This window comes from Pseudomonas sp. S3E12 (genome assembly GCF_001702295.1).
Classification (GTDB): Bacteria; Pseudomonadota; Gammaproteobacteria; order Pseudomonadales; family Pseudomonadaceae; genus Aquipseudomonas; species Aquipseudomonas marginalis.
Genome location: NZ_MBDT01000021.1, coordinates 242,262 through 265,073, shown reverse-complemented (window position 1 = coordinate 265,073; position 22,812 = coordinate 242,262). Strand labels below are relative to the sequence as shown.

Annotated in this window: 20 protein-coding genes and 1 pseudogene; 7 read left to right on the top strand and 14 right to left on the bottom strand. The window is 62.1% G+C overall.

Annotation, left to right across the window (positions count from 1 at the left end; genetic code table 11):
- The first annotated feature begins 51 nt into the window (after positions 1–51).
- On the top strand, positions 52–1,530 hold the full coding sequence (locus BB029_RS17825) for a DASS family sodium-coupled anion symporter (protein WP_027606213.1): 1,479 nt from the start codon (positions 52–54) through the stop codon (positions 1,528–1,530).
- A 202-nt stretch (positions 1,531–1,732) separates the two neighbouring features.
- Here BB029_RS17825 and BB029_RS17820 read toward each other — a convergent pair whose 3' ends face one another.
- Positions 1,733–2,731: an NADP-dependent oxidoreductase gene (locus BB029_RS17820; RefSeq protein ID WP_065940175.1), complete on the bottom strand. Its 999-nt coding sequence runs from the start codon at positions 2,729–2,731 to the stop codon at positions 1,733–1,735.
- Between the two features lie 29 nt (positions 2,732–2,760).
- Positions 2,761–3,549, bottom strand: coding sequence for an SDR family oxidoreductase (locus tag BB029_RS17815; RefSeq protein WP_065940174.1), 789 nt, complete (start codon positions 3,547–3,549; stop codon positions 2,761–2,763).
- 178 nt (positions 3,550–3,727) lie between these two features.
- Here BB029_RS17815 and BB029_RS17810 point away from each other — a divergent pair, with 178 nt between their 5' ends.
- From BB029_RS17810 to BB029_RS33835, 4 genes and pseudogenes are all read left to right on the top strand, one after another.
- Positions 3,728–4,327, top strand: a complete 600-nt coding sequence (locus BB029_RS17810) for a TetR/AcrR family transcriptional regulator (RefSeq protein WP_065940426.1) — start codon at positions 3,728–3,730, stop codon at positions 4,325–4,327.
- A 105-nt stretch (positions 4,328–4,432) separates the two neighbouring features.
- Positions 4,433–6,076, top strand: coding sequence for an MFS transporter (locus BB029_RS17805; RefSeq protein ID WP_065940173.1), 1,644 nt, complete (start codon positions 4,433–4,435; stop codon positions 6,074–6,076).
- On the top strand, positions 6,073–7,218 hold the full coding sequence (locus BB029_RS17800) for an HlyD family secretion protein (RefSeq protein WP_065940172.1): 1,146 nt from the start codon (positions 6,073–6,075) through the stop codon (positions 7,216–7,218). The genes BB029_RS17805 and BB029_RS17800 overlap by 4 nt, the downstream gene beginning before the upstream one ends.
- A 2-nt stretch (positions 7,219–7,220) precedes the next feature.
- Positions 7,221–7,334: pseudogene (locus BB029_RS33835) on the top strand (outer membrane lipoprotein carrier protein LolA); the annotation flags it as partial.
- On the opposite strand, the gene BB029_RS17795 reads toward BB029_RS33835, so the two are convergent.
- From BB029_RS17795 to copC, 9 genes are all read right to left on the bottom strand, one after another.
- Positions 7,330–8,187 carry an aldose 1-epimerase gene (locus BB029_RS17795; RefSeq protein ID WP_065940171.1) on the bottom strand — a complete coding sequence of 286 codons (858 nt, stop codon included), beginning with the start codon at positions 8,185–8,187 and terminating at the stop codon, positions 7,330–7,332. The pseudogene BB029_RS33835 and the gene BB029_RS17795 sit on opposite strands and share 5 nt — an antisense overlap.
- Positions 8,187–9,467, bottom strand: a complete 1,281-nt coding sequence (locus tag BB029_RS17790) for a TRAP transporter large permease (protein WP_065940170.1) — start codon at positions 9,465–9,467, stop codon at positions 8,187–8,189. Before BB029_RS17790 ends, BB029_RS17795 begins: the two co-directional genes overlap by 1 nt.
- 1 nt (position 9,468) lies before the next feature.
- Positions 9,469–9,996 (bottom strand): TRAP transporter small permease, encoded by a 528-nt coding sequence (locus BB029_RS17785; RefSeq protein ID WP_027606220.1) that lies wholly within the window; start codon positions 9,994–9,996, stop codon positions 9,469–9,471.
- Between the two features lie 66 nt (positions 9,997–10,062).
- Positions 10,063–11,025: a TRAP transporter substrate-binding protein gene (locus BB029_RS17780; RefSeq protein ID WP_065940169.1), complete on the bottom strand. Its 963-nt coding sequence runs from the start codon at positions 11,023–11,025 to the stop codon at positions 10,063–10,065.
- Between the two features lie 51 nt (positions 11,026–11,076).
- Positions 11,077–11,952, bottom strand: coding sequence for an SMP-30/gluconolactonase/LRE family protein (locus tag BB029_RS17775; protein ID WP_065940168.1), 876 nt, complete (start codon positions 11,950–11,952; stop codon positions 11,077–11,079).
- A gap of 30 nt (positions 11,953–11,982) precedes the next feature.
- Complete coding sequence (locus tag BB029_RS17770; RefSeq protein WP_065940167.1) at positions 11,983–12,801, bottom strand: NAD(P)-dependent oxidoreductase; 819 nt, start codon at positions 12,799–12,801, stop codon at positions 11,983–11,985.
- A 223-nt stretch (positions 12,802–13,024) separates the two neighbouring features.
- Positions 13,025–14,275 carry an OprD family porin gene (locus tag BB029_RS17765; protein ID WP_065940425.1) on the bottom strand — a complete coding sequence of 417 codons (1,251 nt, stop codon included), beginning with the start codon at positions 14,273–14,275 and terminating at the stop codon, positions 13,025–13,027.
- Positions 14,276–14,466: 191 nt separating this feature from the next.
- Entirely contained in the window at positions 14,467–15,324 is an 858-nt protein-coding gene (copD, locus tag BB029_RS17760; RefSeq protein ID WP_065940166.1) for a copper homeostasis membrane protein CopD, read from the bottom strand.
- Between the two features lie 3 nt (positions 15,325–15,327).
- The gene (copC, locus tag BB029_RS17755) at positions 15,328–15,693 is read right to left on the bottom strand and encodes a copper homeostasis periplasmic binding protein CopC (RefSeq protein ID WP_065940165.1); all 366 of its coding nucleotides are present in this window, start codon (positions 15,691–15,693) and stop codon (positions 15,328–15,330) included.
- Positions 15,694–15,808: 115 nt separating this feature from the next.
- On the opposite strand from copC, the gene BB029_RS17750 reads away from it, so the two are divergent.
- Entirely contained in the window at positions 15,809–16,429 is a 621-nt protein-coding gene (locus BB029_RS17750) for a TetR/AcrR family transcriptional regulator (RefSeq protein ID WP_027606227.1), read from the top strand.
- A gap of 61 nt (positions 16,430–16,490) precedes the next feature.
- On the opposite strand, the gene preA is transcribed toward BB029_RS17750, so the two are convergent.
- From preA to hydA, 3 genes are all read right to left on the bottom strand, one after another.
- Positions 16,491–17,765 carry an NAD-dependent dihydropyrimidine dehydrogenase subunit PreA gene (gene preA, locus BB029_RS17745; protein ID WP_065927011.1) on the bottom strand — a complete coding sequence of 425 codons (1,275 nt, stop codon included), beginning with the start codon at positions 17,763–17,765 and terminating at the stop codon, positions 16,491–16,493.
- Positions 17,765–19,132: an NAD(P)-dependent oxidoreductase gene (locus BB029_RS17740; protein WP_065940164.1), complete on the bottom strand. Its 1,368-nt coding sequence runs from the start codon at positions 19,130–19,132 to the stop codon at positions 17,765–17,767. The genes preA and BB029_RS17740 overlap by 1 nt, the downstream gene beginning before the upstream one ends.
- 157 nt (positions 19,133–19,289) lie before the next feature.
- Positions 19,290–20,729 (bottom strand): dihydropyrimidinase, encoded by a 1,440-nt coding sequence (gene hydA, locus BB029_RS17735; RefSeq protein WP_065940163.1) that lies wholly within the window; start codon positions 20,727–20,729, stop codon positions 19,290–19,292.
- Between the two features lie 591 nt (positions 20,730–21,320).
- On the opposite strand from hydA, the gene BB029_RS17730 reads away from it, so the two are divergent.
- Positions 21,321–22,802: an NCS1 family nucleobase:cation symporter-1 gene (locus BB029_RS17730; protein ID WP_065940162.1), complete on the top strand. Its 1,482-nt coding sequence runs from the start codon at positions 21,321–21,323 to the stop codon at positions 22,800–22,802.
- The last annotated feature ends 10 nt before the right edge of the window (positions 22,803–22,812 follow it).

Sequence of the window (22,812 nt, the reverse complement as noted above, 5' to 3'; positions counted from 1 at the left end):
GCGCTTTGCCCCATGATGCGGGCTCTGATTCAGCGCCCGACGGAGCCCGCCATGAACGCCCCCGCAACAACCGCAGCCTCTTTCAAGTTGCCCCTGGGCCTGGTGATCGGCGTACTGGTGATGGTCGGCGTGCTGCTGTTGCCGCTGCCCGCCGACCTGCCGGTGGCCGGGCAGCGCATGCTGGCGATCCTCGCGTTTGCGGTGGTGGTGTGGATCACCGAGGCGGTGTCCTATGAAGCCAGCGCGATCATGATCACCTCGCTCATGGCGTTTTTGCTCGGCACCGCGCCGTCGCTGCAAGACCCCACGCACCTGATCGGCTCCAGCCCGGCCATCAGCATGGCGCTTACCGGCTTTTCCAACCCGGCACTGGCCCTGGTGGCGGGCGCGTTGTTCATTGCGGCGGCCATGACCCACACCGGCCTGGACCGGCGTATCGCCCTGGTGACCCTGACCCGCGTCGGCACCAGCACGCGGGGCATTCTACTGGGGGCGATTGCGGTGACCATCCTGCTCAGCCTCGTCGTCCCCAGCGCCACGGCGCGCAGCGCCTGTGTGGTGCCGATCATGATGGGCGTGGTTGCTGCGTTTGGCGTGGACAAGCGCTCCAACATCGCCGCCGGCCTGATGATCGTGGTGGCCCAGGGCACCAGCATCTGGAACGTCGGCATCCAGACCGCCGCCGCGCAAAACCTGCTGACCGTGGGCTTTATGGACAAGATGCTCGGCCAGCGCGTGTCGTGGATCGACTGGCTGATCGCCGGCGCACCGTGGGCGGTGATCATGTCGGCGGTGTTGCTGTTCCTGGTGATCAAGCTGCTGCCGCCGGAAACCGACAGCATCCCCGGTGGCAAGGAGGCCGTGGCCCAGTCCCTGGTGGACATCGGCCCGATGACCGGCCCGCAGAAACGCTTGCTGACGGTGTCGGTGCTGCTGCTGTTGGCATGGGCCACGGAAGGGCGCCTGCACCCGTTCGACACCACCTCGACCACCTACGCCGGGTTGGTGTTCCTGCTGCTGCCGGGCATCGGGGTGATGACCTGGAAGGATGTGCAATCGCGCATTCCGTGGGGCACGGTGATCGTGTTTGGCGTGGGCATCAGCCTCGGTACCGCATTGCTGACCACCCAGGCCGGGCAATGGCTGGGGTCCCAGGTGGTGGCGCACACCGGCCTGGATCAGGTCGGGCCGTTGGGGGTGTTTGCGATCCTGGGGGCGTTTCTGATTGTGATCCACCTGGGCTTTGCCAGCGCCACGGCGTTGACCTCGGCGTTGTTGCCGATATTGATTGCGGTGCTGCAGACCTTGCCGGGGGAGTTCAACCGCTTGGGCATGACCATGCTGTTGGGGTTTGTGATGAGCTACGGGTTTATCCTGCCGATCAATGCGCCGCAGAACATGGTGTGTTTGGGGACCGGGACGTTTACGGCGCGGCAGTTTGCCAAGGTGGGGATTTTGGTGACGTTGATCGGGTATGGGTTGATGTTGGTGTTTGCGGCGACTTACTGGAGCTGGCTCGGTTGGATCTGATTTGAAATGCGCTTGTGGATGCCCATGGGATCCACTGTGGATGTGGTGAGCGGGCTTGTCCCGCGCTGGGCTGCTCGGCAGCCCCAAAACCAGCCACTGCGCAATATCGGGTACACCCCATTCGTCCTTCATTGGGGGCGCTTCGCACCCTCACGGGGGACAAGTCTGCATCGCCATCAGCTTGAGCGTTGGGTGGGCTTAGTCATAGGACCTTGATCACCACCTTGCCCTTGGCTCTGCCCCGTTCGACGTAGCTCAAGGCCTCAGCCGTTGCCTCGAGAGGGAAGGTTCGGTCGATCACCGGTGTGATAGCGCCGGACTCGACGAGCGCGGTGATTTTCTGCAATTGCGCACCGCTCGCACGCATGAACACGAACCCATAGTCGACGCCCTGCCTGCGGGCTTTTCTGCGTATGCCGCTGCTTAACAGGCGCATGATCCAACCGAGTCCCCAGGACAGCTTTTGCTCGCGTGCGAACTCGGCGGTCGGTGGTCCCGAGATGGAGATGAGCTGCCCACCCGGCTTGAGAATGCGCAGGGATTTTTCCAGTTCGGCGGGGCCGAGGCTGTTCAAGACGACGTCGTAGTCACGCAACACGTTTTCGACGTTTTGCTGCGTGTAGTCGATGACCACGTCTGCTCCCAACGCCTTGACCCACTCCACGTTGGCGGTGCTGGTCGTGGTGGCAACGAAAGCCCCCAGGTGTTTTGCCAGCTGGATGGCAATGCTGCCGACACCACCGGAGCCCGCTTGGATAAAGACTTTTTGTCCCTTCTTCACGCGGGCTGTTTCAACCAGCACCTGCCAGGCGGTCAGTGCAACCAGGGGCAGGGCGGCGGCTTGTTCCATGCTGGTGTTTTTGGGTTTCAGTGCGAGGGCACTTTCCTCAATCGCGATCAGCTCGGCAAAGCCACCGATGCGCGCGTCGGGCGGGCGCGCGTAGACCTCGTCACCGGGCTTGAAGGTGCGCACGCCTGACCCTACGCGAACGACGACGCCGGCCACGTCGTTGCCCATGATCAGCGGGAATGTGTAGGGCAGGATCAGTTTGAATTCACCCTTGCTGATCTTCGAATCCAGCTGGTTGACGCTGCTGGCATGTACCTTGACCAGTACGTCGTGGATGCCCGGTTCCGGGTCCGGTACCTCGGCAAGGCGTCCTTGATGCTTGCCGTAACGGTCGATCAGGAAGGCTTTCATCGTTCAGTTCCCATGGCTATACGTGACAATCACGCCTTGGCTTGATAGCGCTCGGCGACGACCGACTGGCGAATGTCTGACAGCAAACCCTGGCGGGCGGCTTGCAGGGCATCCCAGCGGGCGGCGTCTTGCAAGGGCGGAATGGTCACCGGCTCGCGACGATCAAAACCGACCAGCGCAGCATCGACCAACTCGTCCACGCTCATGATTTCGCTCAGGGTATTGATGTCGATGCCTGCGCGATCCCAGATTTCCGTGCGGGTGGCGGCTGGAAGAACGGCTTGCACGTAGACGCCTTTGGGCGAGAGTTCGAGGCTCAGCCCTTGGGATAGAAACAGCACGAACGCCTTGGTTGCACCGTAGACGCTCATGCCGAATTCCGGTGCCAGCCCCACCACCGAGCCAATGTTGATAATCGCGCCGTTACCGGCGTGTACCAGGCGTGGCGCGATGGCGCTGGCGAGTCGCATCAGGGCGGTGGTGTTGAGCGCGACCAGGTTGGTAACGCTGTCGATGGATTGTTCGATGAAGCTGCCGGAGAGGGCGGCGCCCGCGTTGTTCACCAGGATGCCGATACTGGCGTCGTCACGCAGGCGTGCTTCGACGCGGGCCAGGTCACCGGTTTGAGTCAGGTCGGCCTGGATCACGTCAATGGACACCGCGTGTTTCTCACGCAACTGCGAGGCCAGTGCGTCCAGCCGGCCTTTATCGCGGGCAACCAGCACCAGGTTGTGCCCACGTTGGGCAAAACGCTCGGCGTAGGTCGCGCCAATGCCTGTGGAGGCGCCAGTGATCAGTACGGTTTCGGGAGTGCTCATAAGTGGATGCTCTTGAGTGTTCAGGATGATCAGGTACGGCGATCGGCGCCACACAGCCGCAGGGATAGGTGCGGGTGGTTTTATGATGTCGATCATAATCAAAGCTGTCAATGGTTTTGATTATGACCGACATCAGAGTATGATCAGGTCATTGTTCAGGAGTCGTAAGGGCCGCGAAATGAAGATCACCAAGACGCAATCACTCGCCAATCGAGCTCATATTGTGGAGACGGCGTCAGAGCTGTTTCGTGAGCGTGGCTATGACGGTGTGGGTGTGGCAGAGCTTATGGCTACTGCGGGTTTTACCCAGGGAGGCTTCTACAAACACTTTGGCTCCAAGGCCGATCTGATGGCCGAAGCGGCCGAAAACAGCCTGGCCAAATCCCTGTCGAGTACCTGCGATCTCGACGTGCCGGGATTTGTCGACCTGTACGTGTCCAGGGATCACCGCGACGGCAGGGCAGCGGGGTGTACCCTGGCAGCCCTGTGCGGTGACGCCGCCCGCCAGCCCGGTGATCTGAAGGCGACCTTTGCCAGTGGCGTTGAAAATACGCTTGCAGCCCTTGGGGACAAGTACGCGCAGGCGGTGGATGTCACCAGGCAAGAGGCACGCGCGAAGATGATCGACCTGCTGGCCCATGCAATCGGTGCGGTCATGCTGTCGCGGGCGTGTCCGGATGACTCGCCGCTCGCGGATGAAATACTGGAAACCTGCCGCGCCGAGATCATCGCGGCATTGCCCTCGACTAAAGAAAGCGCTGTAGGAGTGACTGAATAGGCGCTGAACGATGCGCCCAAGATGGCAAGATGAACTCCGCTCAGGTTTACTGTCTCTGAGTAGTGGTTTTACCGACGTCACCCGTCGGCTCATCTAGGTCATCGAATGGACAAATACACCCCCCGCCCCTGGGAACCCCACGAGCGCCCGAGCCTGCCGGGCTCGCCGTCGACGCCGTTGCATCCGACGCACAAGCGCTGGCTGTTTGCGATGGTCGGCGTGCTGGTGGCAATCACCGGTGGCCTGGGCAACGCGCTGGTCATCGCCAACCTGCAATACCTGCAAGGCGCCCTCGGTGCGACCACTGCGGAAATGGCCTGGCTGCCCGCCGCCTATGTGATGACCAACGTATGCATGAACCTGCTGCTGGTGAAGTTCCGCCAGCAATTCGGCCTGCGGGCGTTTACCGAGGTGTTCCTGGTGCTGTATGCGCTGGTGACCTTCGGCCACTTGTTCGTCAACGACCTCAACTCGGCCATCGCCGTACGGGCGGCCCATGGCATGGTGGGTGCGGCGCTGAGTTCGTTGGGCTTGTACTACATGATCCAGGCGTTCCCGGCCAAGTGGCGGTTGAAATCCCTGGTGCTGGGGCTGGGCACTGCGCAGTTGGCCTTGCCCCTGGCGCGGCTGTTCTCCGAGGACTTGTTGCAGATCGCCGAATGGCGCGGGCTTTACCTGTTCGAACTGGGCCTGGCGCTGATCTGCCTGGGTTGTGTATTCCTGCTCAAACTGCCCCCCGGCGACCGCTTCAAGACCTTTGAAAAACTCGACTTCGTCACCTTCGCCATTCTCGCCAGCGGTGTCGCGCTGCTGTGTGCGGTGCTGTCCCTGGGGCGTATCGACTGGTGGCTGGAAGCGCCGTGGATCGGCGTGGCCTCGGCCTGTTCCCTGGTGCTGATCATGGCCGGCCTGGCCATCGAGCATAACCGCGCCAACCCGATGCTGATGACCCGCTGGCTGGGCAGCGGCACCATGATCCGCCTGGCGTTGGCGGTGATCCTGATTCGCATGGTGCTGTCCGAGCAGTCCACCGGTGCGGTGGGGTTCATGCAGATGCTGAACATGAGCTACCAGCAGATGCATACGCTGTACGTGGTGATGCTGGCCGGCGCGATCAGCGGGCTGGCGGTCAGTGCGCTGACGATCAACCCGGCGCACCTGCTGATGCCGCTGGTGATTTCCCTGGCGTTGATGGCCACCGGCTCGGTGATGGACAGTTTCTCCAGCAACCTCACGCGTCCGCAGAACCTGTACATCAGTCAGTTCCTGCTAGGCTTCGGTGGCACCTTCTTCCTGGGGCCGACCATGGTGCTGGGGACCAAAAACGTGCTGGCCAACCCGCGTAACCTGGTGAGCTTTTCGGTGATGTTCGGGATCTGCCAGAACCTCGGCGGCCTGATCGGCGCGGCTTTGCTCGGGACCTTCCAGATCGTGCGCGAGAAGTATCATTCCAGCATGATCGTCGAGCACTTGACGCTGCTCGACCCGCGTGTGGCCGCGCGGGTGCAGGGCGGCGGCTCGGCCTATGGCGGTATCGTCGCCGACCCGGAACTGCGGAACCTCATGGGCATCCGTAGCCTGGCCACCGCGGCGACCCGCGAGGCCAATGTCATGGCCTACAACGATGTGTTCATGCTGATCGCGATTGTCGCGATCCTGACCATGATCTGGATCTTTATCCGCAGTCTGTGGCTGATGAGCACCACTAAAACAGCCACTCCCGTTCAACCCAGCGGCGCTACTTCATGACCGAACCGACCACCACGACCACCAACGCCATCGCCGCCACCCCGGAAGGCACCACGCCGCCCGGCGCCACGGTCACCGAGCCGCGCTCATTGCGCGTGCGCATTCTCTCGTCCCTGGGCTTTGCCGCGATTGCCATCGTCGGCGTGCTGATCGTGCTGTATGCCTGGCAATTGCCGCCGTTCAGCAGCGCGGTGGAAACCACCGAGAACGCCCTGGTGCGCGGCCAGGTGACCATTATCGGCCCGCAGCTCAGCGGCTATGTGTTCGAGGTGCCGGTGCAGGACTTCCAGTACGTCAAGGCCGGCGACCTGCTGGTGCGCCTGGATGACCGCATCTACAAGCAGCGCCTCGACCAGGCCCTGGCGCAACTGGCGGTGCAGAAGGCCGCGCTGGCCAATGTGGTGCAGCAACGCAACAGTGCCGAAGCCACCATCAAGCTGCGCCAGGCCGCACTGGTGGACAGCCAGGCCCAGGCGCGCAAAAGCACCGCCGACCTGCGCCGCAACGAAGAGCTGATCAGCGACGGTTCGGTGTCCAAGCGCGAGCTGGACGTGACCCGCGCCGCCAATGCCCAGACCATCGCGGCGGTGGCCCAGGCCCAGGCCAGCCTGGAAATCGCGCGGCAGGATTTGCAGACGGTGATCGTCAATCGCGGCTCCCTGGAAGCGGCGGTGGCCAGTGCCGAGGCGGCGGTGGAGCTGGCGCGGATCGACCTGTCCAACACCCGCATTACGGCGCCGCGTGACGGGCAGTTGGGGCAGATTGGCGTGCGCCTGGGGGCCTACGTCAACTCCGGCGCGCAGTTGATGGCGCTGGTGCCGAAGCAGCTGTGGGTGATCGCCAACATGAAGGAAACCCAGATGGACAATGTGCAGGTCGGCCAGCCGGTAACCTTCACCGTGGATGCGCTGAACCACCGCAGGTTTCACGGCACGGTGCAGCATATTTCCCCGGCCACGGGCTCGGAGTTCAGCCTGTTGCAGGCGGACAACGCGACGGGCAACTTTGTGAAGATTGCCCAGCGCGTGCCGGTCAGGATTACGGTGGACCCGGATCAGGCTGAGAGCGAGCGGTTGCGGCCGGGGTTGTCGGTGGTGGTGAGTATCGATACCGCCGGCCGCCTCAAAAACTCCCCACCTTGAGCATGGCGCTGATCCCCGTAGGAGCGAGCTTGCTCGCGAAGATCGTCAACGATAACGCGGGGCGCCTGATGCCCCGCGTTGCCCTGAGGTTCTTCGCGAGCAAGCTCGCTCCTACAGGGGGGTGTATTTCAGGTTGAAATTGAGCTGGACCGACTGATTCTGTTCCAGCAGTTTCAGGCCCGGCCGTCCCGCCAGGTGATGAGCATTCACCGGATGGCTCACCGGCTCGATGCAAAAGAACCCCAGCCCCGGCGGGCAGTACAGCAGGAAGTAATCGGCCCCGCTGGCCTGGCATTCCAGCGCATAGCCCAGGTCCGGCTGTTCGATCCGGCAATAGCCATCCCACTGACAGAAGCCGTTGTCCACCAGGCCTTCGGGCAGGGGCTTCAATGCCTGGAAGTCCCACTCGCCCGGCACTGGCGCCAACCCCGTCGGCAGCTTGGATGCGTCACTCATCCACACCTGTGCGGCCCTGGCCTGCAACCGGGTACCCGGCCGGCGCGGAAAGTACGGATGCAAGCCCACGCCATGCCATGCGGCTGTTTCGGCCAGATGGGTCACCCGCAGTTCAATACTCAACGCTCCTTCGCTCAAGCGAATCCGCTGCTCGGCGCGATAGGCAAACGGCGTCTCGCACAGCACCTCCAGCACCACTTCATCCGCCGTGTGGCTGACCACCCGCCACGCCTGTTGCCAGGCCGAGCCATGGATCGGCAGCGGATCGGTGAGGCTGTTGGGCGTGAGCGCGAGCCAACCGTCGGGGTTGTCGAAACCGCCGTGGGCAATGCGGTTGGACCAGGGCACCAATGGATAGCACCCCAGCTTGCCCGGCAAACCGGTATGGATCGCCTGCTCATCGTTATGGCGCAACAACGGCTGGCCGGTGGCGCGCACCGTCCAGTTGACCAGGCTGCCGCCCACGGCCGGGTTCAGGGTGAGGTGGGTCAGGTTATCTTCGAGTTCAATCATCACAGCACCACGCTCGGCAGCCACAACGACAGCGCCGGAATGTACGTCACCGCCATCAGCACCAGGAACAGCACGGCATAAAACGGCAGCAGCGCCTTCACGGTCTTCTCGATACTGACCTTGCCCACCGCCGCCCCCACGAACAGCACCGCACCCACCGGCGGGGTGATCAGGCCGATGCCGAGGTTGACCAGCATGATCATGCCGAAGTGCACCGGGTCGACGCCGATACCGAGGATTACCGGCAGCAGGATTGGCGTGAGGATCAGGATCAGCGGCGCCATGTCCATCACCGTGCCGAGCAACAGCAGCATGGCGTTGATGCACATCAGGATCACGTAGCGGTTGTCCGACAGGGTCAGGAACAGCGTGGTGATCTTCGCCGGGATCTGCATCAGGGTCATGATGTAGCCGAAGCTGGCCGCGAAGGCGATCAGGATCATCACGATGGAAATGGTGCGCACCGTGCGGTGCATCAGCTTGGGCAGCTCGCTCCATTTGTAGTCGCGGTAGATGAACATGGTCACGAAGAACGCCCACAGCACGGCAATCGCGGCGGACTCGGTGGCGGTGAAGATGCCCGAGAGGATGCCGCCGAGGATGATCACCATGGCCATCAGGCCCCAGAGCGCGTCGGCGCAGATTTTCAGCGCCTGCTTGAGCGGGATCACTTCGCCCTTGGGGTAGTTGCGTTTTTTCGCGAAGATCAGGCACAGCACCATCAGGCACGCGCTCATCAACAACCCAGGCACCACGCCGGCCATGAACAGCGAGGCGATGGACACCGTGCCGCCCGCCGCCAGGGAGTAGAGCACCGAGTTATGGCTGGGCGGGGTCAGCAGCGCCTGCACCGAACCGCTGACGGTGACGGCGGTGGCAAATTCCCGTGGGTAGCCACGGCGCTCCATTTCCGGGATCAGCACCGAGCCCACCGAGGCGGTGTCGGCCACCGACGAGCCGGAGATGGCGCCAAAAAACGTCGAGGCCATGATGTTCACCAGCGACAGGCCGCCGCGTACAAACCCCACCAGCACCCCGGCAAATGCCACCAAGCGCCGCGACATGCCGCCCTCGGCCATGATCGCCCCTGCCAGCACGAAGAACGGAATCGCCATCAGCGAGAATTTGTTTACCCCGCCTGCCACCTGAATCATCAGGGCCTGGAACGGGATGTCGATCCACCATGCGCCAATCAGCGCCGACAAGCCCAGGGCGTAGGCCACCGGCATGCCGATCAGGATCAAGGCGATAAAGCTGCCCAGCAGAATCAATGCGTCCATATCAGGCAGCCCCTTCGCTTTCTTCCACCAGGTCGAAGCGCACCACGCGCCGGTTGCTCTGGTCACCGAGCAGGAGTTTTTCCACCACGAAGATCAGGGTCAGCAGCCCGCCAATCGGGATCGGCATATAGGTGATGCCCACGCGCAGGGTCGGGATGGCACTCATGAACTGGTTCCAGGTGGATAGGCACAGCTTGGTGCCCCAGATCGCCATGAACAGGCAGATGGTGCCCATCAACAGTTGCGACAGGATGCCGACGATGCGGCGCTGGGCGGGCGGCAGGCGGTCCGTGACCATGGCCACCGACATATGCGCGCCGGCGCGGTAGCTGGCGGCGGCACCGATAAAGGTGAACACCAGCATCAGCAGGATGGCGGTGGGCTCCGGCCAGCTGGAGCCGGTGCCGAGGACGTAGCGGGCGAAGATGCCCCAGGGAATGATCAGCGCGACGCCGAGAACCGAAAGGCCGGCGACCCAGATGCAGGTCATGTAGATGCGGTCGTTGATGCGCAGCAGTAGATTCTTCATGGCGTTCACCGTAACCGGGCGCGTCGGTGCAGACCGCGCCGGGCCTTGTGCGAGAGGCAGGGGAGGTTATTGAACGGCGTCGATGCGCGCGATGATGTCGGCGTAAGGCGCGCCGTACTTGGCGCGAACCGCTGCGGTGGCGTCATAGAAGGGCTTTTTGTCGACGGTGATGAACTCGACGCCGGCCTTTTTGAGTTTTTCCTCACTGCTGGCGGACTTGGCATCCCACAGCGCGCGCTCATCGGCCTGGGCGGCCTTGGCGGCGTTTTTGACCATGACCTGTTGCGCCGGGGTGAGCTTATTCCAGGTGATTTTCGACATCACGATGGGCTCGGGCAGGATCAGGTGCTCGGTGAGGGTGTAGTACTTGGCGTTCTGGAAGTGATTGTGTTCCAGCAGGGTCGGCGGGTTGTTCTCCGCGCCGTCGATCACCCCCGTCTGCAAGGCGCTGAAGATCTCGCCGGTGTCCATGGCAATCCCGTTGGCGCCCATCGCGTTGAACGCATCGATGAACAGCGGGTTGCCTTGCACGCGGATCTTCATGCCCTTGAGGTCTTCGATGTTGCGCACCGGTTTCTTGGTGTAGAGGTTGCGCGTGCCGCCGTCCATCCAGGCCAGGGCCACCAGGCCGAACTCGGAGTCGGTGATCTTGGCGAGGATTTCATCGCCGATCTCGCCATCGATGACCTTGCGCATATGCGCCTGGTCGCGGAACACGAACGGCAGGTTGAACACGTTCACGTCCGGTACTACCGGCCCGACGATGCCGAGGCTGACGCGGGTCATCTGCACGGCGCCGACCTGGGCCTGTTCGACCACTTCCTTCTCGGAGCCCAGCACGCCGCCGGGGAAGTACTTGAAGGTCAGTTCGCCGTTGCTTTCCTTGGTCAGGGCCTTGCCCATGTTTTCTTCGGCGACGACGGTGGGGTAGCCGGCGGGGTGGATGTCGGCGAATTTGATTTCCAGCGCATGGGCGGCGCTGCTGAGGGTAAAGACTGCGGCGGCGAGCAAGGTGCGTTTGAAGTCCATGGGAGGTCACTCCTGTGTTGTTATTGTTGTATTCAAGGCACAGCGATGCAGCTAGAGGATGAAGTGGGGCTCCGGCAATCCGGTGACGCCGGGGTTGAGGGCGAACACGCCGCCGGACACTGACTGGGCACTCTGGTCGTCCCGGATCGAGGTGACAAACAGGGTGTCCAGGCGGCTGCCGCCGAAGGCGCACATGGTGGGTTTTTTCACCGGCACGCTCAGGGAACGGTCCAGGCGTCCATCGGGGGTGAAGCGGTGGATCAGGCCGGCGTCGTTGGCGCAGATCCAGTAGCAGCCATCGGCGTCCACGGCGGCGCCGTCGGGGCGGCCGAGGAAGTTGTGCATGTCGACGAACACGCGACGGTTGGACGGCGTGCCGGTGTCGATGTCGTAGTCGAAGGCCCAGATCTGCTGGACCAGCGGGTGCGAATCCGAGGCATACATCGTGCGACCATCGGGGCTGAAGGCCAGGCCGTTGAGGGTGATAAAACCGTCCAGCTGGGCGTGGGGGGCTGAACCCGATGCATAGCGATAGAGGATACCTTCGGCCGCATTCGCGCCCATGTTCAGCACCATGCTGCCGGCCCAGAAACGGCCCTGGCGGTCGCAACGGCCGTCGTTCAGGCGCATGTCCGGGCGTGGATGCTCGACACTGGCCAACGGCGTGGTATCGAGGCTGGCGTCGTTGTGCGGCGTGAGTTGGAAGAAGCCGGTTTCCATCCCGGCGACCCAGTTGCCCGCGCTGGTGCGGGCAATGCAGGCGAGCATCTGCGGGGCTTTCCAGGCGGCAACGTGGCCGGTGGCGGCGCTCCATTTTTGCAGGCCGCCGTTGGGGATATCCACCCAGTACAGGGCGTTTTCTTCGGGCACCCACACCGGGCATTCGCCCACGGCATTGCGGGCGTCGACAATCAATTCAGCAGTCATGGCCACTCATTCCCTTGGGTTGGTGTGAACTCAGTCACCGAACGGCCCGGCGGCGCAGAACGCCCCACCCTGATAGACCTTGGCCGGGTCATCGGCGGCCATCGGTGGCTGGGCTTCGACCTGGGCACGGAAGACTTCGGAGCTGTCTTTCGGGGCGTAGCCCAGGTGCGCGGCGTAGCGGTTGTCCCACCAGGTGTCGAGGTTATCCGACATGCCGTAGACCACCGTGTGGCCGACGTTCGGCGTATACAGCGCGCGTTCGAGCAGTTGGGTCAGGTCGTCGAAGCTCAGCCAGGTGTGCATCATCCGGCGGTTCTGCGGCTCGGGGAACGAGGAGCCGATACGGATGCTCACGGTCTCGATGCCGTAGCGGTCGAAGTAGAAACTCGCCATGTCTTCACCGTAGGACTTGGACAGGCCGTAGTAGCTGTCGGGACGGCGTGGGGAGTGGGCGTCGAGTTTTTCACCCTGCTTGTGGAAACCGATCACATGGTTGGAGCTGGCGAAGACCACGCGCTTGACCCCATGGCGGCGCGCGGCTTCGTAGATATGGAAGGTGCCGCTGATATTGGCGCCGAGGATTTCTTCAAACGGACGCTCTACCGATACACCGCCGAAGTGCAGGATGGCGTCGACGCCTTCCACCAGGTGGTGCACCGCTTGTTTGTCGGCGAGGTCACAGGCCTGGACTTCTTCCGAGGCATCCACCGGCGGGGCCATGCTGGCGATGTCCGACAGGCGCAGCACCTGGGTGTAGGGACGCAGGCGTTCGCGCAGGACTTTGCCGAGGCCACCGGCGGCACCGGTGAGCAGCAGGCGGTTGAAGGGAGCGAGGGTGGTCGTGGTCATGGGGATTCCAAATTTTTGTTGTAGGTTGTCGTATGACTATGCCGAAGTATTGTTAGGGATCCCCCAGGTTGTCAACGTTCTTGCGGATAGAGTGCGGAGCAAAATGTGGGAGAGGGTTTGCCCTCGATGAGGGCATGCCAGTGAATGCATCTGTTACTGACCCACCGCCATCGGGAGCAAGCCCCCTCCCACAGGGGATTTCCTGGGGCTGGGAGACTAGGTTCTACAGCAGGGAGAGTGGATAGCTGATAAAGATCCGGTTTTCGTCGAACTCGTTGTTGCTGAAATCCCGACGCATGGTGGAATTCCGCCACTTAACGTTGAGGTTCTTCAACGCACCGCTCTGCACGGTGTAGGCCAGTTCCGATTCGCGCCCCCATTCCTTGCCATCGGTGATCGCCCCGGTGTGTACGTTACTGCCGCTGATATAACGGTTCATCAAGGTCAGCCCCGGCACGCCGAGTACCACGAAGTTGAAGTCATGCCGCACCTGCCAGGATTTTTCCTTGGCGTTGTCGTAGCTGGCGTTGTAGCTGTCGTTGGCCAGGGTGCCGCCACTGGTGCCGTTGACGCGCATCCACACGCTGTCGCCGGTGAGTTTTTGCAGGCCCACGTAGAAGGTGTTGCCGTTGTATTTGGCCGAGAGCAGGGCAAACACGGTCTTGTTGTCGAGGTCGCCGGCTAGGGCGCTGCCGTCTTCCTTGCCGTTGAAGAAGCCGAGGTTGGCCCCCAAGGTCCAGTCGCCCACGGGCTGGCTGTGGGTCAGGTTGAGGTACTGCTGCTGGTAGATATCGGCCAGCTCGGCGTACCACACGCCGACCTGGGTGCGCTTGTCGTTGAAGGTGTATTCGCCGCCGCCGAAGTTGAAACGATCGGAGGTGAACGCCGCTTTGCCGTTCATGAACATGTCTTCCATGCTCGCGTCGTTGCGCGGGCTGTTGCCGCGAAACTGGCCGCCGTAGAGGGTCAGGCCGGCGATTTCGCTGGACGTCACCTGGCCGCCGCGAAAGGTCTGGGGCAGCGAGCGGCCATCGTCGGAGCGCAGGATCGGCAGCACCGGCATCCATTCGCCGACCTTCAATTCGGTCTTCGACAGCCTGGTTTTCAGCGCCACGCCCAGGCGCCCGAAGTTGTCGGCGGGGCGGCCGTCGTCGTGGATCGGCAACAGTTGGGTACCGCCGGTGCCTTTGCCGCCATCGAGCTTCTGGGAATACAGCCCCAGCACATCAATGCCGAACCCCACGGTGCCCTGGGTGAAGCCGGACTTGGCGTCGAGAATAAAACTCTGCGTCCACTCTTCAGCCTTGCCCTGGGGGTTGCTCGGGTTGGTGAAGTTGCGGTTGAAGTAGGCGTTGCGCAGGTTGAGCGTGGCCTTGGCGTCGTCGACGAAACCGTCGGCGTGGGCGACGAGGGGCAGGGTAAACAGGCCGATAACACTGAGACGCGCGGACGAATTGCGGGCGAATGGACTCACAGTGACGCTCCCTTTCATTTGTTGTTTTTATTATTTGTTATACGTCGTCGTACAACGTTGGGGCGGATATTTGCGGGGTTTTCGTGGGGTGTCAAGCAGAAGTTATACGATGACTAGGTGTGGGTTGATCCAGAGCGCACAGGGTCAATGTGGGAGGGGCGGTGCGACGATTCGACTTGCCCCTTCCACATTCAGCCCGCCAGGACCATCGGCGGCAAAGTGCCAAGGAGTGAAACGGCCGCGACTGCACAAATACCGAGCAGCCATTCCAGCATCACGCTGGCCTTCAAGCTGCCCAACCGCTGTTCGCCGCTATCCAGGCGCAACCGGTTCAACAATGCCAGCGCCAACATGCCCAGCACCAGCATCACCTTGATCAGCAGAATCAGGGCAAAACCACTGAACAACGGCGTGGGCCACAGCTGCCCGGTAAGTACGCGCACATTGATCAGGCCGGTCACCAGCAGGCCGGTGACCAGGCCATAACCCACGCCGCTGAAACGACGCAGGACAGGCGCCAGTTCAAGGCGCTGTGGCTGCCTGAGGATCAATACCAGCAGCAGTAACCCACCCAGCCATGCGCCGACGCATATCAGGTGCACCACCTGGTTGAGGATCAACAACTGCCCGCTCAGCCCATCGAGCATGGCGCCATGCCCGACCGGGGCGAGGGTCATCAGCAGCAGTGTGAGCAATGGCAGGCGCGGGGTTTTCCACGGGGTCATCAGGGCGATGACCAGCAAGCCATTGACGATCAGGTGCCAGGTCCACACCTGGCCAAAAAAGGTCTTGCCCAACACCAACTGCACGGTCGACAGCTCCAGTGCCGCCGGCCATGAACCGGCCATGCTGGCGGTAATCAACCCCAGCCAGATCAGCCCCGACGCGAGGGCCGTCCATGCCAGCCCACGGGTGATGCGCAGCAATTGCCGGTCCAGCACCGGCTGCGGTTCAGCGCCGAGGAGCCAGGGCCTGAATACACTGGCCCCGAACATCAACAGCACGACGATGAAATGCACGAACCGGCACAGCACCAGCAGCGTTGCCATGGGTTATTGGCCGACCTTGAAGCTGTATTCACCGTTGCTCTTGTGGGTGTCCACCGACACCGCATTCCACACCACCTTGTAGGTGCCCGCCGCAAGTGGGGCGGCCGGTGTCACCACCAGGGTTTTCTTGTCGGCGTCCGGGGTTTCCAGGCCTTTGATGGCGATTTCGGTGCCGTCCTTGCTCAAGGAGACTTTGGTGAAGGTGGCTTCGACGCCTTCGCTGAAGGTCAGGCGCAGGTCTTTGGGCGCGGTGACGCTGCTGTCTGCCGCAGGCGTGGCACTTTTCAGATGAGCATGGGCAAATGCTGCGGAGGCACCCAGCAGGGAGGCGAGCAGGGCGACAGTGGTCAGGGTTTTCTTGATCAACATGGTGCAATACCCATCAATGGTTAGGAGCGGGCAGTGTACGAAGTTTCGGCTGCGCCTGTCGCCCCGATCTAGAGCGGTGGTAGTCTTTGGGGCATGTCTTTGTCAGGGAGCCCTTATGGGCAATCACAAGAGCGGAATTCGTCGGGTCAACGTCGAGAAAATCCTGCTGGCGGCGGAGAAAATCTTCGCCGAAAAGGGCTACGGCAGCACTGCCATGGCCGATATCGCCGAAGAAGTACAACTGCCTCGCTCCAACCTGCATTACTACTTCACCACCAAGAGCGAGCTGTACAGCGCGGTGCTGTTCGACCTGCTGGAAGTGTGGAAGCAGGACGCCCTCAGCTTCGAAACCTTCGATGACCCCCGGGTGGTGCTCAGCAGCTATATCCGCGCCAAGATGCAGCGCTCGCGCACGCGGCCCTATGGCTCCAAGGTCTGGGCCAACGAGATCATCCACGGCGCGCCGACACTCGGTGAGGCGTTGGATGAAAGCCTGTACGACTGGGCCAAGATGAAGGAAGCGAAAATTCGCCAGTGGGTGGAAGACAAGCGCATCCTGCCGGTGGAGCCGTCGAGCCTGCTGTACATGATCTGGGCGTCGACCCAGCACTATGCCGACTTTGATCACCAGGTGAAGATTTTGAATGATCACCAGCCATTGTCGGATATGCAATTCGAGAAGGCGATCCAGACGGTGACCAGTGTGATTTTGCGTGGGATTGGGTTGGAGCCTTGAGTTGTTGTGGTGGGGCTGAGGGCCGCTATCGGGGGCAAGCCCCCGATAGCGGCCTGCAGGCCTACACCGCTTCCCGGTACGGATTCCTCGGATCCTGCGTCCAATTCAAAAACGGCTTGCCCGTGTCGATCGGCACCATCTCGATGCAATCCGCCACCGGGCAGGTGATCTGGCACAGGTTGCAGCCCACGCATTCATCATCGATCACTTCGTATTTATGCGTGCCGTCCGCCTGTTTCAGACTGGCGATGGCCTGGTGCGAGGTGTCCTCACAGGCAATATGGCAACGCCCACAGCCAATGCACGCCGCTTGGTCGATCCTGGCGATCACCTGGTAATTGATGTCCAGGTACTTCCAGTCCGTGGTGTTGCCCACCGCACGCCCGGAAAATTCTTGCAGGCTGGTGTAGCCCTGGCTGTCCATCCACCGCGACAGCCCATCCTTCATCTCTTCCACGATGCGAAAACCATGCAGCATCGCCGCCGTGCACACCTGCACCGCGCCGCAACCGAGGGCGACGAATTCCGCGGCGTCGCGCCAGTTGCCGATGCCGCCGATCCCGCAGATCGGCAGGCCCTGGGTCTGCGGGTCACGGGCGATTTCGGCAACCATGTTCAGGGCAATCGGCTTGACCGCCGAACCGCAGTAACCGCCGTGGGTGCTCTGGGTGCCAACCATCGGCAGGGCGACCATGCGTTCCAGGTCCACGCTGGTGATGGAGTTGATGGTGTTGATCAGCGACACCGCATCCGCACCGCCGCGATACGCCGCCCGCGCCGCCACGCGGATGTCGGTGATATTCGGCGTGAGCTTGACGATCACCGGCAGCGAGCAATAGGTCTTGCACCAGCGCGTCACCTGTTCCACGTACTCCGGCACCTGGCCCACCGCCGCGCCCATGCCGCGTTCGGGCATGCCGTGGGGGCAGCCGAAGTTCAGCTCGATACCGTCGCAGCCGGTGGCTTCCACCAGGGGCAGGATGTTTTTCCAGGATTCCTCCACGCAGGGCACCATCAGCGACACGATCAGCGCGCGGTCGGGCCAGTCCTTTTTGACCTGGGTGATTTCCCGCAGGTTGATCTCCAGGGAGCGGTCGGTGATCAATTCGATATTGTTGATGCCCAGCACTTCACGGTTGGCGCCGTAGTGCGCCGAGTAGCGCGATGACACGTTGACCGCCGCCGGGTCTTCACCCAGGGTTTTCCACACCACGCCGCCCCAGCCGGCTTCAAATGCGCGGACCACGTTGTAGGCCTTGTCGGTGGGCGGCGCGGAGGCCAGCCAGAACGGGTTGGGGGCCTTGATACCGGCGAACACAATCGAGAGATCGGCCATTACGCAGCCTCCACATTCAGCATGAGTTGGGCGTGCATGGCTTCGGCGGCCAGCTTGCCGTGTTGCACCGCCTGCACGGTGAGGTCCTGGCCGAGGCTGACGCAGTCACCGCCGGCGTAGACCCCAGGGATGCTGGTGCGCAGCTGTTCGTCGACGAAGATACGCTCGCCGACGCGATGCAGCTGTTGCGCCAGGGGGTCGTGCAAGGCGTCGTTGTCGAAGCCCTGGCCGATGGCCTTGAAGACGGCATCGGCGGCCAGTTCGAAGGTTTCTCCGGTGGATTGCAGGCGGCCGTTTTCCAGGCGGGTGCGGGCGAAGCGCATGCCACGTACGTGGCCCTGGCCGTCGAGCAGGACTGCTTCGGGTTGGGCCCAGGTCAGCAGGCGCACCTGATTGGCCTTGGCGATGTCCTGCTCATGCTGGGTGGCGCCCATATCGGCCAGACCACGGCGGTAGACGAGGTTTACATCACGGGCACCGAGCCGGGCCATTTGCACGGCCATGTCGATGGCGGTATTGCCAGCGCCGAGCACGATGCAGCGGTCGGCCAGGGGCAGTTGGGTCAGGTCGTCGGCCTGGCGCAGTTCACGGATATAGTCGGTGGCAGCGAGCAGGCCGGGTGCGTCCTCATGGGGTAAGCCGAGTTGCTTGCTGGCCGCCAGGCCCAGGCCGAGGAATACCGAATCGAATTGCTGGTGCAGTTCGCTCAGGGTCAGGTTGTCACCCAGGCGCTGGCCGTGGCGGATTTCGATGCCGCCGATCTGCAGGAGGAAGTCCAGTTCCTTCTGGGCGAAGTCGTCCACCAGCTTGTACTTGGCGATTCCGTATTCATTCAGGCCGCCGGCTTTTTCCCGCGCTTCGAAGATCACCACGTCATGCCCGTGCAGGGCGGCACGATGGGCACAGGCCAGCCCTGCGGGACCTGCGCCGACCACGGCGATGCGCTTGCCGGTCGGTACGGCGCGCTGGAACGGGTGTTCGCTGAAGTGGGCGTTATCGATGGCGTAGCGTTGCAACAGACCGATCAGCACCGGCGCGCATTCTTCGGCGTTGTTGCGCACGCAGGCTTGCTGGCAGAGGATCTCCGTCGGGCAGACCCGCGCGCAGCTGCCGCCGAGGATGTTGGCCGAGAGGATTTTCTGCGCTGCGCCCTGGACGTTGTCGGTGTGGATATTGCGGATGAACGACGGGATATCGATTTCGCTGGGGCATGCGTTCACGCACGGGGCGTCGTAGCAGTACAGACAGCGCGAGGCTTCCAGTTGGGCCTGGCGCGCATTGAGGGGCGGCGCCAGGTCGGTGAAATGGCTGGCGAGGGTGGCGCCGTCTTCATGGGGATGGGGGAGGTGGGTCAGGGTCTGGATCACGGTGTGGGCCTCACGGTTTTTTTTGGATTGCCTCTAAGTGGGCATTTTTGTTGCTTGTTCGGGCCTCATCGGGGGCAAGCCCCCTCCCACATTCGACCGAGTTGTATCTGAATGAATGCGGTCAAGTGTGGGAGGGGGCTTGCCCCCGATAGCGGTCTCAGCGCTTCACAGCAACCGGCCTGGAATGCTCCGCCCGCTTGCTCAACTGCTCGAACACCGACGGATACGCCGGCCGTTCCACATAGCGCCCGGCCCCGCGCTCGGCGCGCAGGTCGCCATCGGCCCAGACCAGCTTGCCCTGGCTGATGGTGTGGCTCGGCACGCCGCGCACGGTCTTGCCTTCGAAGATGTTGAAGTCGACCTTCTGATGGTGAGTCTTGGCGGAAATGGTCCGCGTGCCTTCGGGATCCCACAGCACCAGATCGGCATCCGCACCCACGCGGATCGCGCCTTTGCGCGGGTAGAGGTTGAAGATCTTCGCGGTGTTGGTGGAGGTCAGTGCGACGAATTCCTGCATCGACAGGCGCCCGGTGTTGACCCCTTCGTGCCACAGCAGCGCCATGCGGTCTTCGATACCGGCGGTGCCGTTGGGGATCTTGCTGAAGTCGTCACGCCCGGCGGCTTTTTGCTCGGCGCAGAAGCAGCAGTGGTCGGTGGCGGTGGTGTGCAGGTTGCCCGATTGCAGGCCATGCCACAGCGCTTCCTGATGCCCGCGCGGGCGGAACGGCGGGCTCATCACATAGCCGGCGGCGGTTTGCCAGTCGGGGTGCTGGTAGACGCTGTCGTCCAGCAGCAGGTGGCCGGCGAGCACTTCGCCGTAGACCGCCTGGCCCTTGCCCCGGGCGTAGGTGATTTCATCTAGCGCTTCCCGGGTGGACACGTGCACCAGGTACAGCGGCGTGCCGATGGTTTCGGCGATACGGATCGCGCGGCTGGCCGCTTCGCCTTCCACCTGGGACGGGCGCGACAGCGGGTGCGCTTCCGGCCCGGTGATGCCCTGGGCCATCAGCTTGCGTTGCAGGTGGTACACCAGCTCGCCGTTTTCCGCATGCACGGTGGGCACGGCGCCGAGTTCCAGGCAGCGTTCGAAGCTGGCCACCAGGGTATCGTCGGCCGCCATGATCGCGTTCTTGTAGGCCATGAAATGCTTGAAGCTGTTGATGCCGTGGTGGCTGACCAGCTCGGCCATTTCCTCGCGCACCTGTTCGCTCCACCAGGTGATCGCCACGTGGAAGCCGTAGTCGGACGCGGACTTTTCCGCCCAGCCCCGCCATTGATGAAACGCTTCCATCAGCGATTGCTGCGGGTTGGGAATCACGAAGTCGATAATCGACGTAGTGCCCCCCGCCAAACCCGCCGCCGTGCCGCTGAAGAAATCTTCACTGGCCACGGTGCCCATGAAGGGCAGTTGCATATGGGTATGGGGATCGATGCCGCCGGGCATCAAATATTGTCCGCTGCCATCGAGTTGTTCAGTGCCGGCGGGAATATCCAGGTCCGTGCCAATGGCGCGAATCAGACCGCCTGCGCATAAAACATCGGCGCGGTAACTTTCATCATGGGTAATAACGGTGGCGCCACGGATCAACAGCGACATGTCGAGTTCCTCACAGGCTTGACCGGCTTGTGCCAGTTCTAAGTGTTGTATGGCTACGCGCCGATGCTTGGTTAATTCCTGTCATCGGTGACAGGAATAGAAACTAGCCCGAGTTTTTCGATTGGGCAAGAAGATTTTTTATAAGCTTATATTGAATTTAAGTTGTTGATTTATAAGGATAAAAATAATAAATCACCAAAATGCAGCGGCCTCTCACCATTTTGACGCACTTGACAGGTTACCAATATGAGCAACATTTCTTATTGCAAATCAGACGCTTGAGAGATGCCTCTTGACGGGGTCGGTAAATAAAAATAATTGTGGTGCACCAGATTGAGTCCTGACAGTTCGGATAACTTGCGCGTTATTTAGCCTGAGTCACGCGGCAAGTACCGTAGGCACAATCGGAAAGCTGATTAACATCAGCGAGTTATATAAGCGGTGCGGGTTCAAGGGCAGTTGTCGGCACGGTTATTGAGTGCAGTGATGGCTGGCCGGGCCCGTGATGTCATGTTGTTTACGAGGTACTCCGGCCACCCTGCGTTCAGCGCGGGGTGAGCAACAATAATTCGAAAAAACCGTGGAGCGGCCATGCAACAGAACAGATCGCAAGTCATTGAGCGCAACGGCCTGTACGAACTCGACGCCGGCCCCGACGTCCTCGACAGCCCTCGCTACAACCACGACATGGCACCGACCAAGGTGCACGAACGCACCTGGAACAAGTGGCACATCACCGCGCTGTGGGTCGGCATGTCGATCTGCGTGCCCACCTACACCCTGGGCGGGGTGCTCACCGCGTATTTCGGCCTGTCGGTGGGTGAGGCACTGATGGCGATCTTGCTGGCCAATATCGTGGTGCTGATCCCGCTGACCCTCAATGCCTTCCCCGGCACCAAGTACGGCATTCCGTTTCCGGTGTTGCTGCGTTCGTCCTTCGGCATCCTCGGTTCCAACGTGCCGTGCCTGATCCGCGCGCTGGTGGCGTGCGGCTGGTTCGGGATCCAGACGATGTTCGGCGGGCTGGCGATCCATCTGTTCCTGGGCTCGATTTTCGAGGGATGGAAGTCCCTCGGCGGCACCGGTGAAGTGATCGGCTTCATGATTTTCTGGTGCCTGAATCTGTGGGTGGTGCTGCGCGGTGCCGAGTCGATCAAGCGCCTGGAAACCCTCTCGGCGCCGTTGCTGGTGGCGGTGGGCATCGGCCTGCTGGTATGGGCGATGCCCAACGTATCGATCAGCGAGTTGATGGCGATCCCGCCCAAGCGTCCCGAAGGCGCGAGCCTGACCGGTTACTTCATGGCCGGCCTTACCGCGATGGTGGGGTTCTGGGCCACCTTGTCGCTGAATATTCCCGACTTCAGCCGCTACGCCAAAAGCCAGAAGGACCAGATCCTCGGGCAGATTTTCGGTCTGCCGCTGACCATGTTCCTGTTCGCCGCCCTCGGCGTGATCATGACCGCCGCCTCGGTGAAACTGGTGGGCGTCAGCGTATCCGACCCGGTGACCCTGATCGGCCATATCCAGAGCCCGGTGTGGGTGGCCGTGGCCATGGCGCTGATCATCGTCGCCACGTTGTCCACCAACACCGCTGCAAACATCGTCTCGCCCACCAACGACTTCCAGAACATCGCGCCCAAGCTGATCAACCGCACCACGGCGGTGATCCTCACCGGGTTGGTGGGCTTGGCGTTGATGGGCCACGAACTGCTGAAAAAACTCGGCTTGATCGTCTCGGATGTGAGCCTGGAAACCGTGTATTCCAACTGGTTGCTGGGCTACTCAAGCCTGCTGGGCCCGATCGCCGGGATCATGGTGGTGGACTACTTCATCACCCGCAAACAGCAACTGGACCTGGCTGGCCTGTACCGCGACGACGTGTACCCGGCGTGGAACTGGAGCGGTTTTATCGCCTTCGGTGTGCCGGTGGTGCTGACCTTGCTGTCCCTGGGCAGTGATGCGTTCAGCTGGTTCTACAGCTACGGCTGGTTTACCGGTTCGGCGTTGGGCGGGTTGTTGTATTACGGCCTGAATGCCAGGCGTGGAGCCAGCCCGGTGGTTGTCAATTCATAAGAAATACAAG

Excerpts from the sequence above, each read along its gene's own strand:
- BB029_RS17825 (WP_027606213.1), top strand. The coding sequence starts at position 52 with ATGAACGCCCCCGCAACAACCGCAGCCTCTTTCAAGTTGCCCCTGGGC.
- BB029_RS17820 (WP_065940175.1), bottom strand. The coding sequence starts at position 2,731 with ATGAAAGCCTTCCTGATCGACCGTTACGGCAAGCATCAAGGACGCCTT.
- BB029_RS17815 (WP_065940174.1), bottom strand. The coding sequence starts at position 3,549 with ATGAGCACTCCCGAAACCGTACTGATCACTGGCGCCTCCACAGGCATT.
- BB029_RS17810 (WP_065940426.1), top strand. The coding sequence starts at position 3,728 with ATGAAGATCACCAAGACGCAATCACTCGCCAATCGAGCTCATATTGTG.
- BB029_RS17805 (WP_065940173.1), top strand. The coding sequence starts at position 4,433 with ATGGACAAATACACCCCCCGCCCCTGGGAACCCCACGAGCGCCCGAGC.
- BB029_RS17800 (WP_065940172.1), top strand. The coding sequence starts at position 6,073 with ATGACCGAACCGACCACCACGACCACCAACGCCATCGCCGCCACCCCG.
- BB029_RS17795 (WP_065940171.1), bottom strand. The coding sequence starts at position 8,187 with ATGATTGAACTCGAAGATAACCTGACCCACCTCACCCTGAACCCGGCC.
- BB029_RS17790 (WP_065940170.1), bottom strand. The coding sequence starts at position 9,467 with ATGGACGCATTGATTCTGCTGGGCAGCTTTATCGCCTTGATCCTGATC.
- BB029_RS17785 (WP_027606220.1), bottom strand. The coding sequence starts at position 9,996 with ATGAAGAATCTACTGCTGCGCATCAACGACCGCATCTACATGACCTGC.
- BB029_RS17780 (WP_065940169.1), bottom strand. The coding sequence starts at position 11,025 with ATGGACTTCAAACGCACCTTGCTCGCCGCCGCAGTCTTTACCCTCAGC.
- BB029_RS17775 (WP_065940168.1), bottom strand. The coding sequence starts at position 11,952 with ATGACTGCTGAATTGATTGTCGACGCCCGCAATGCCGTGGGCGAATGC.
- BB029_RS17770 (WP_065940167.1), bottom strand. The coding sequence starts at position 12,801 with ATGACCACGACCACCCTCGCTCCCTTCAACCGCCTGCTGCTCACCGGT.
- copD (WP_065940166.1), bottom strand. The coding sequence starts at position 15,324 with ATGGCAACGCTGCTGGTGCTGTGCCGGTTCGTGCATTTCATCGTCGTG.
- copC (WP_065940165.1), bottom strand. The coding sequence starts at position 15,693 with ATGTTGATCAAGAAAACCCTGACCACTGTCGCCCTGCTCGCCTCCCTG.
- BB029_RS17750 (WP_027606227.1), top strand. The coding sequence starts at position 15,809 with ATGGGCAATCACAAGAGCGGAATTCGTCGGGTCAACGTCGAGAAAATC.
- preA (WP_065927011.1), bottom strand. The coding sequence starts at position 17,765 with ATGGCCGATCTCTCGATTGTGTTCGCCGGTATCAAGGCCCCCAACCCG.
- hydA (WP_065940163.1), bottom strand. The coding sequence starts at position 20,729 with ATGTCGCTGTTGATCCGTGGCGCCACCGTTATTACCCATGATGAAAGT.
- BB029_RS17730 (WP_065940162.1), top strand. The coding sequence starts at position 21,321 with ATGCAACAGAACAGATCGCAAGTCATTGAGCGCAACGGCCTGTACGAA.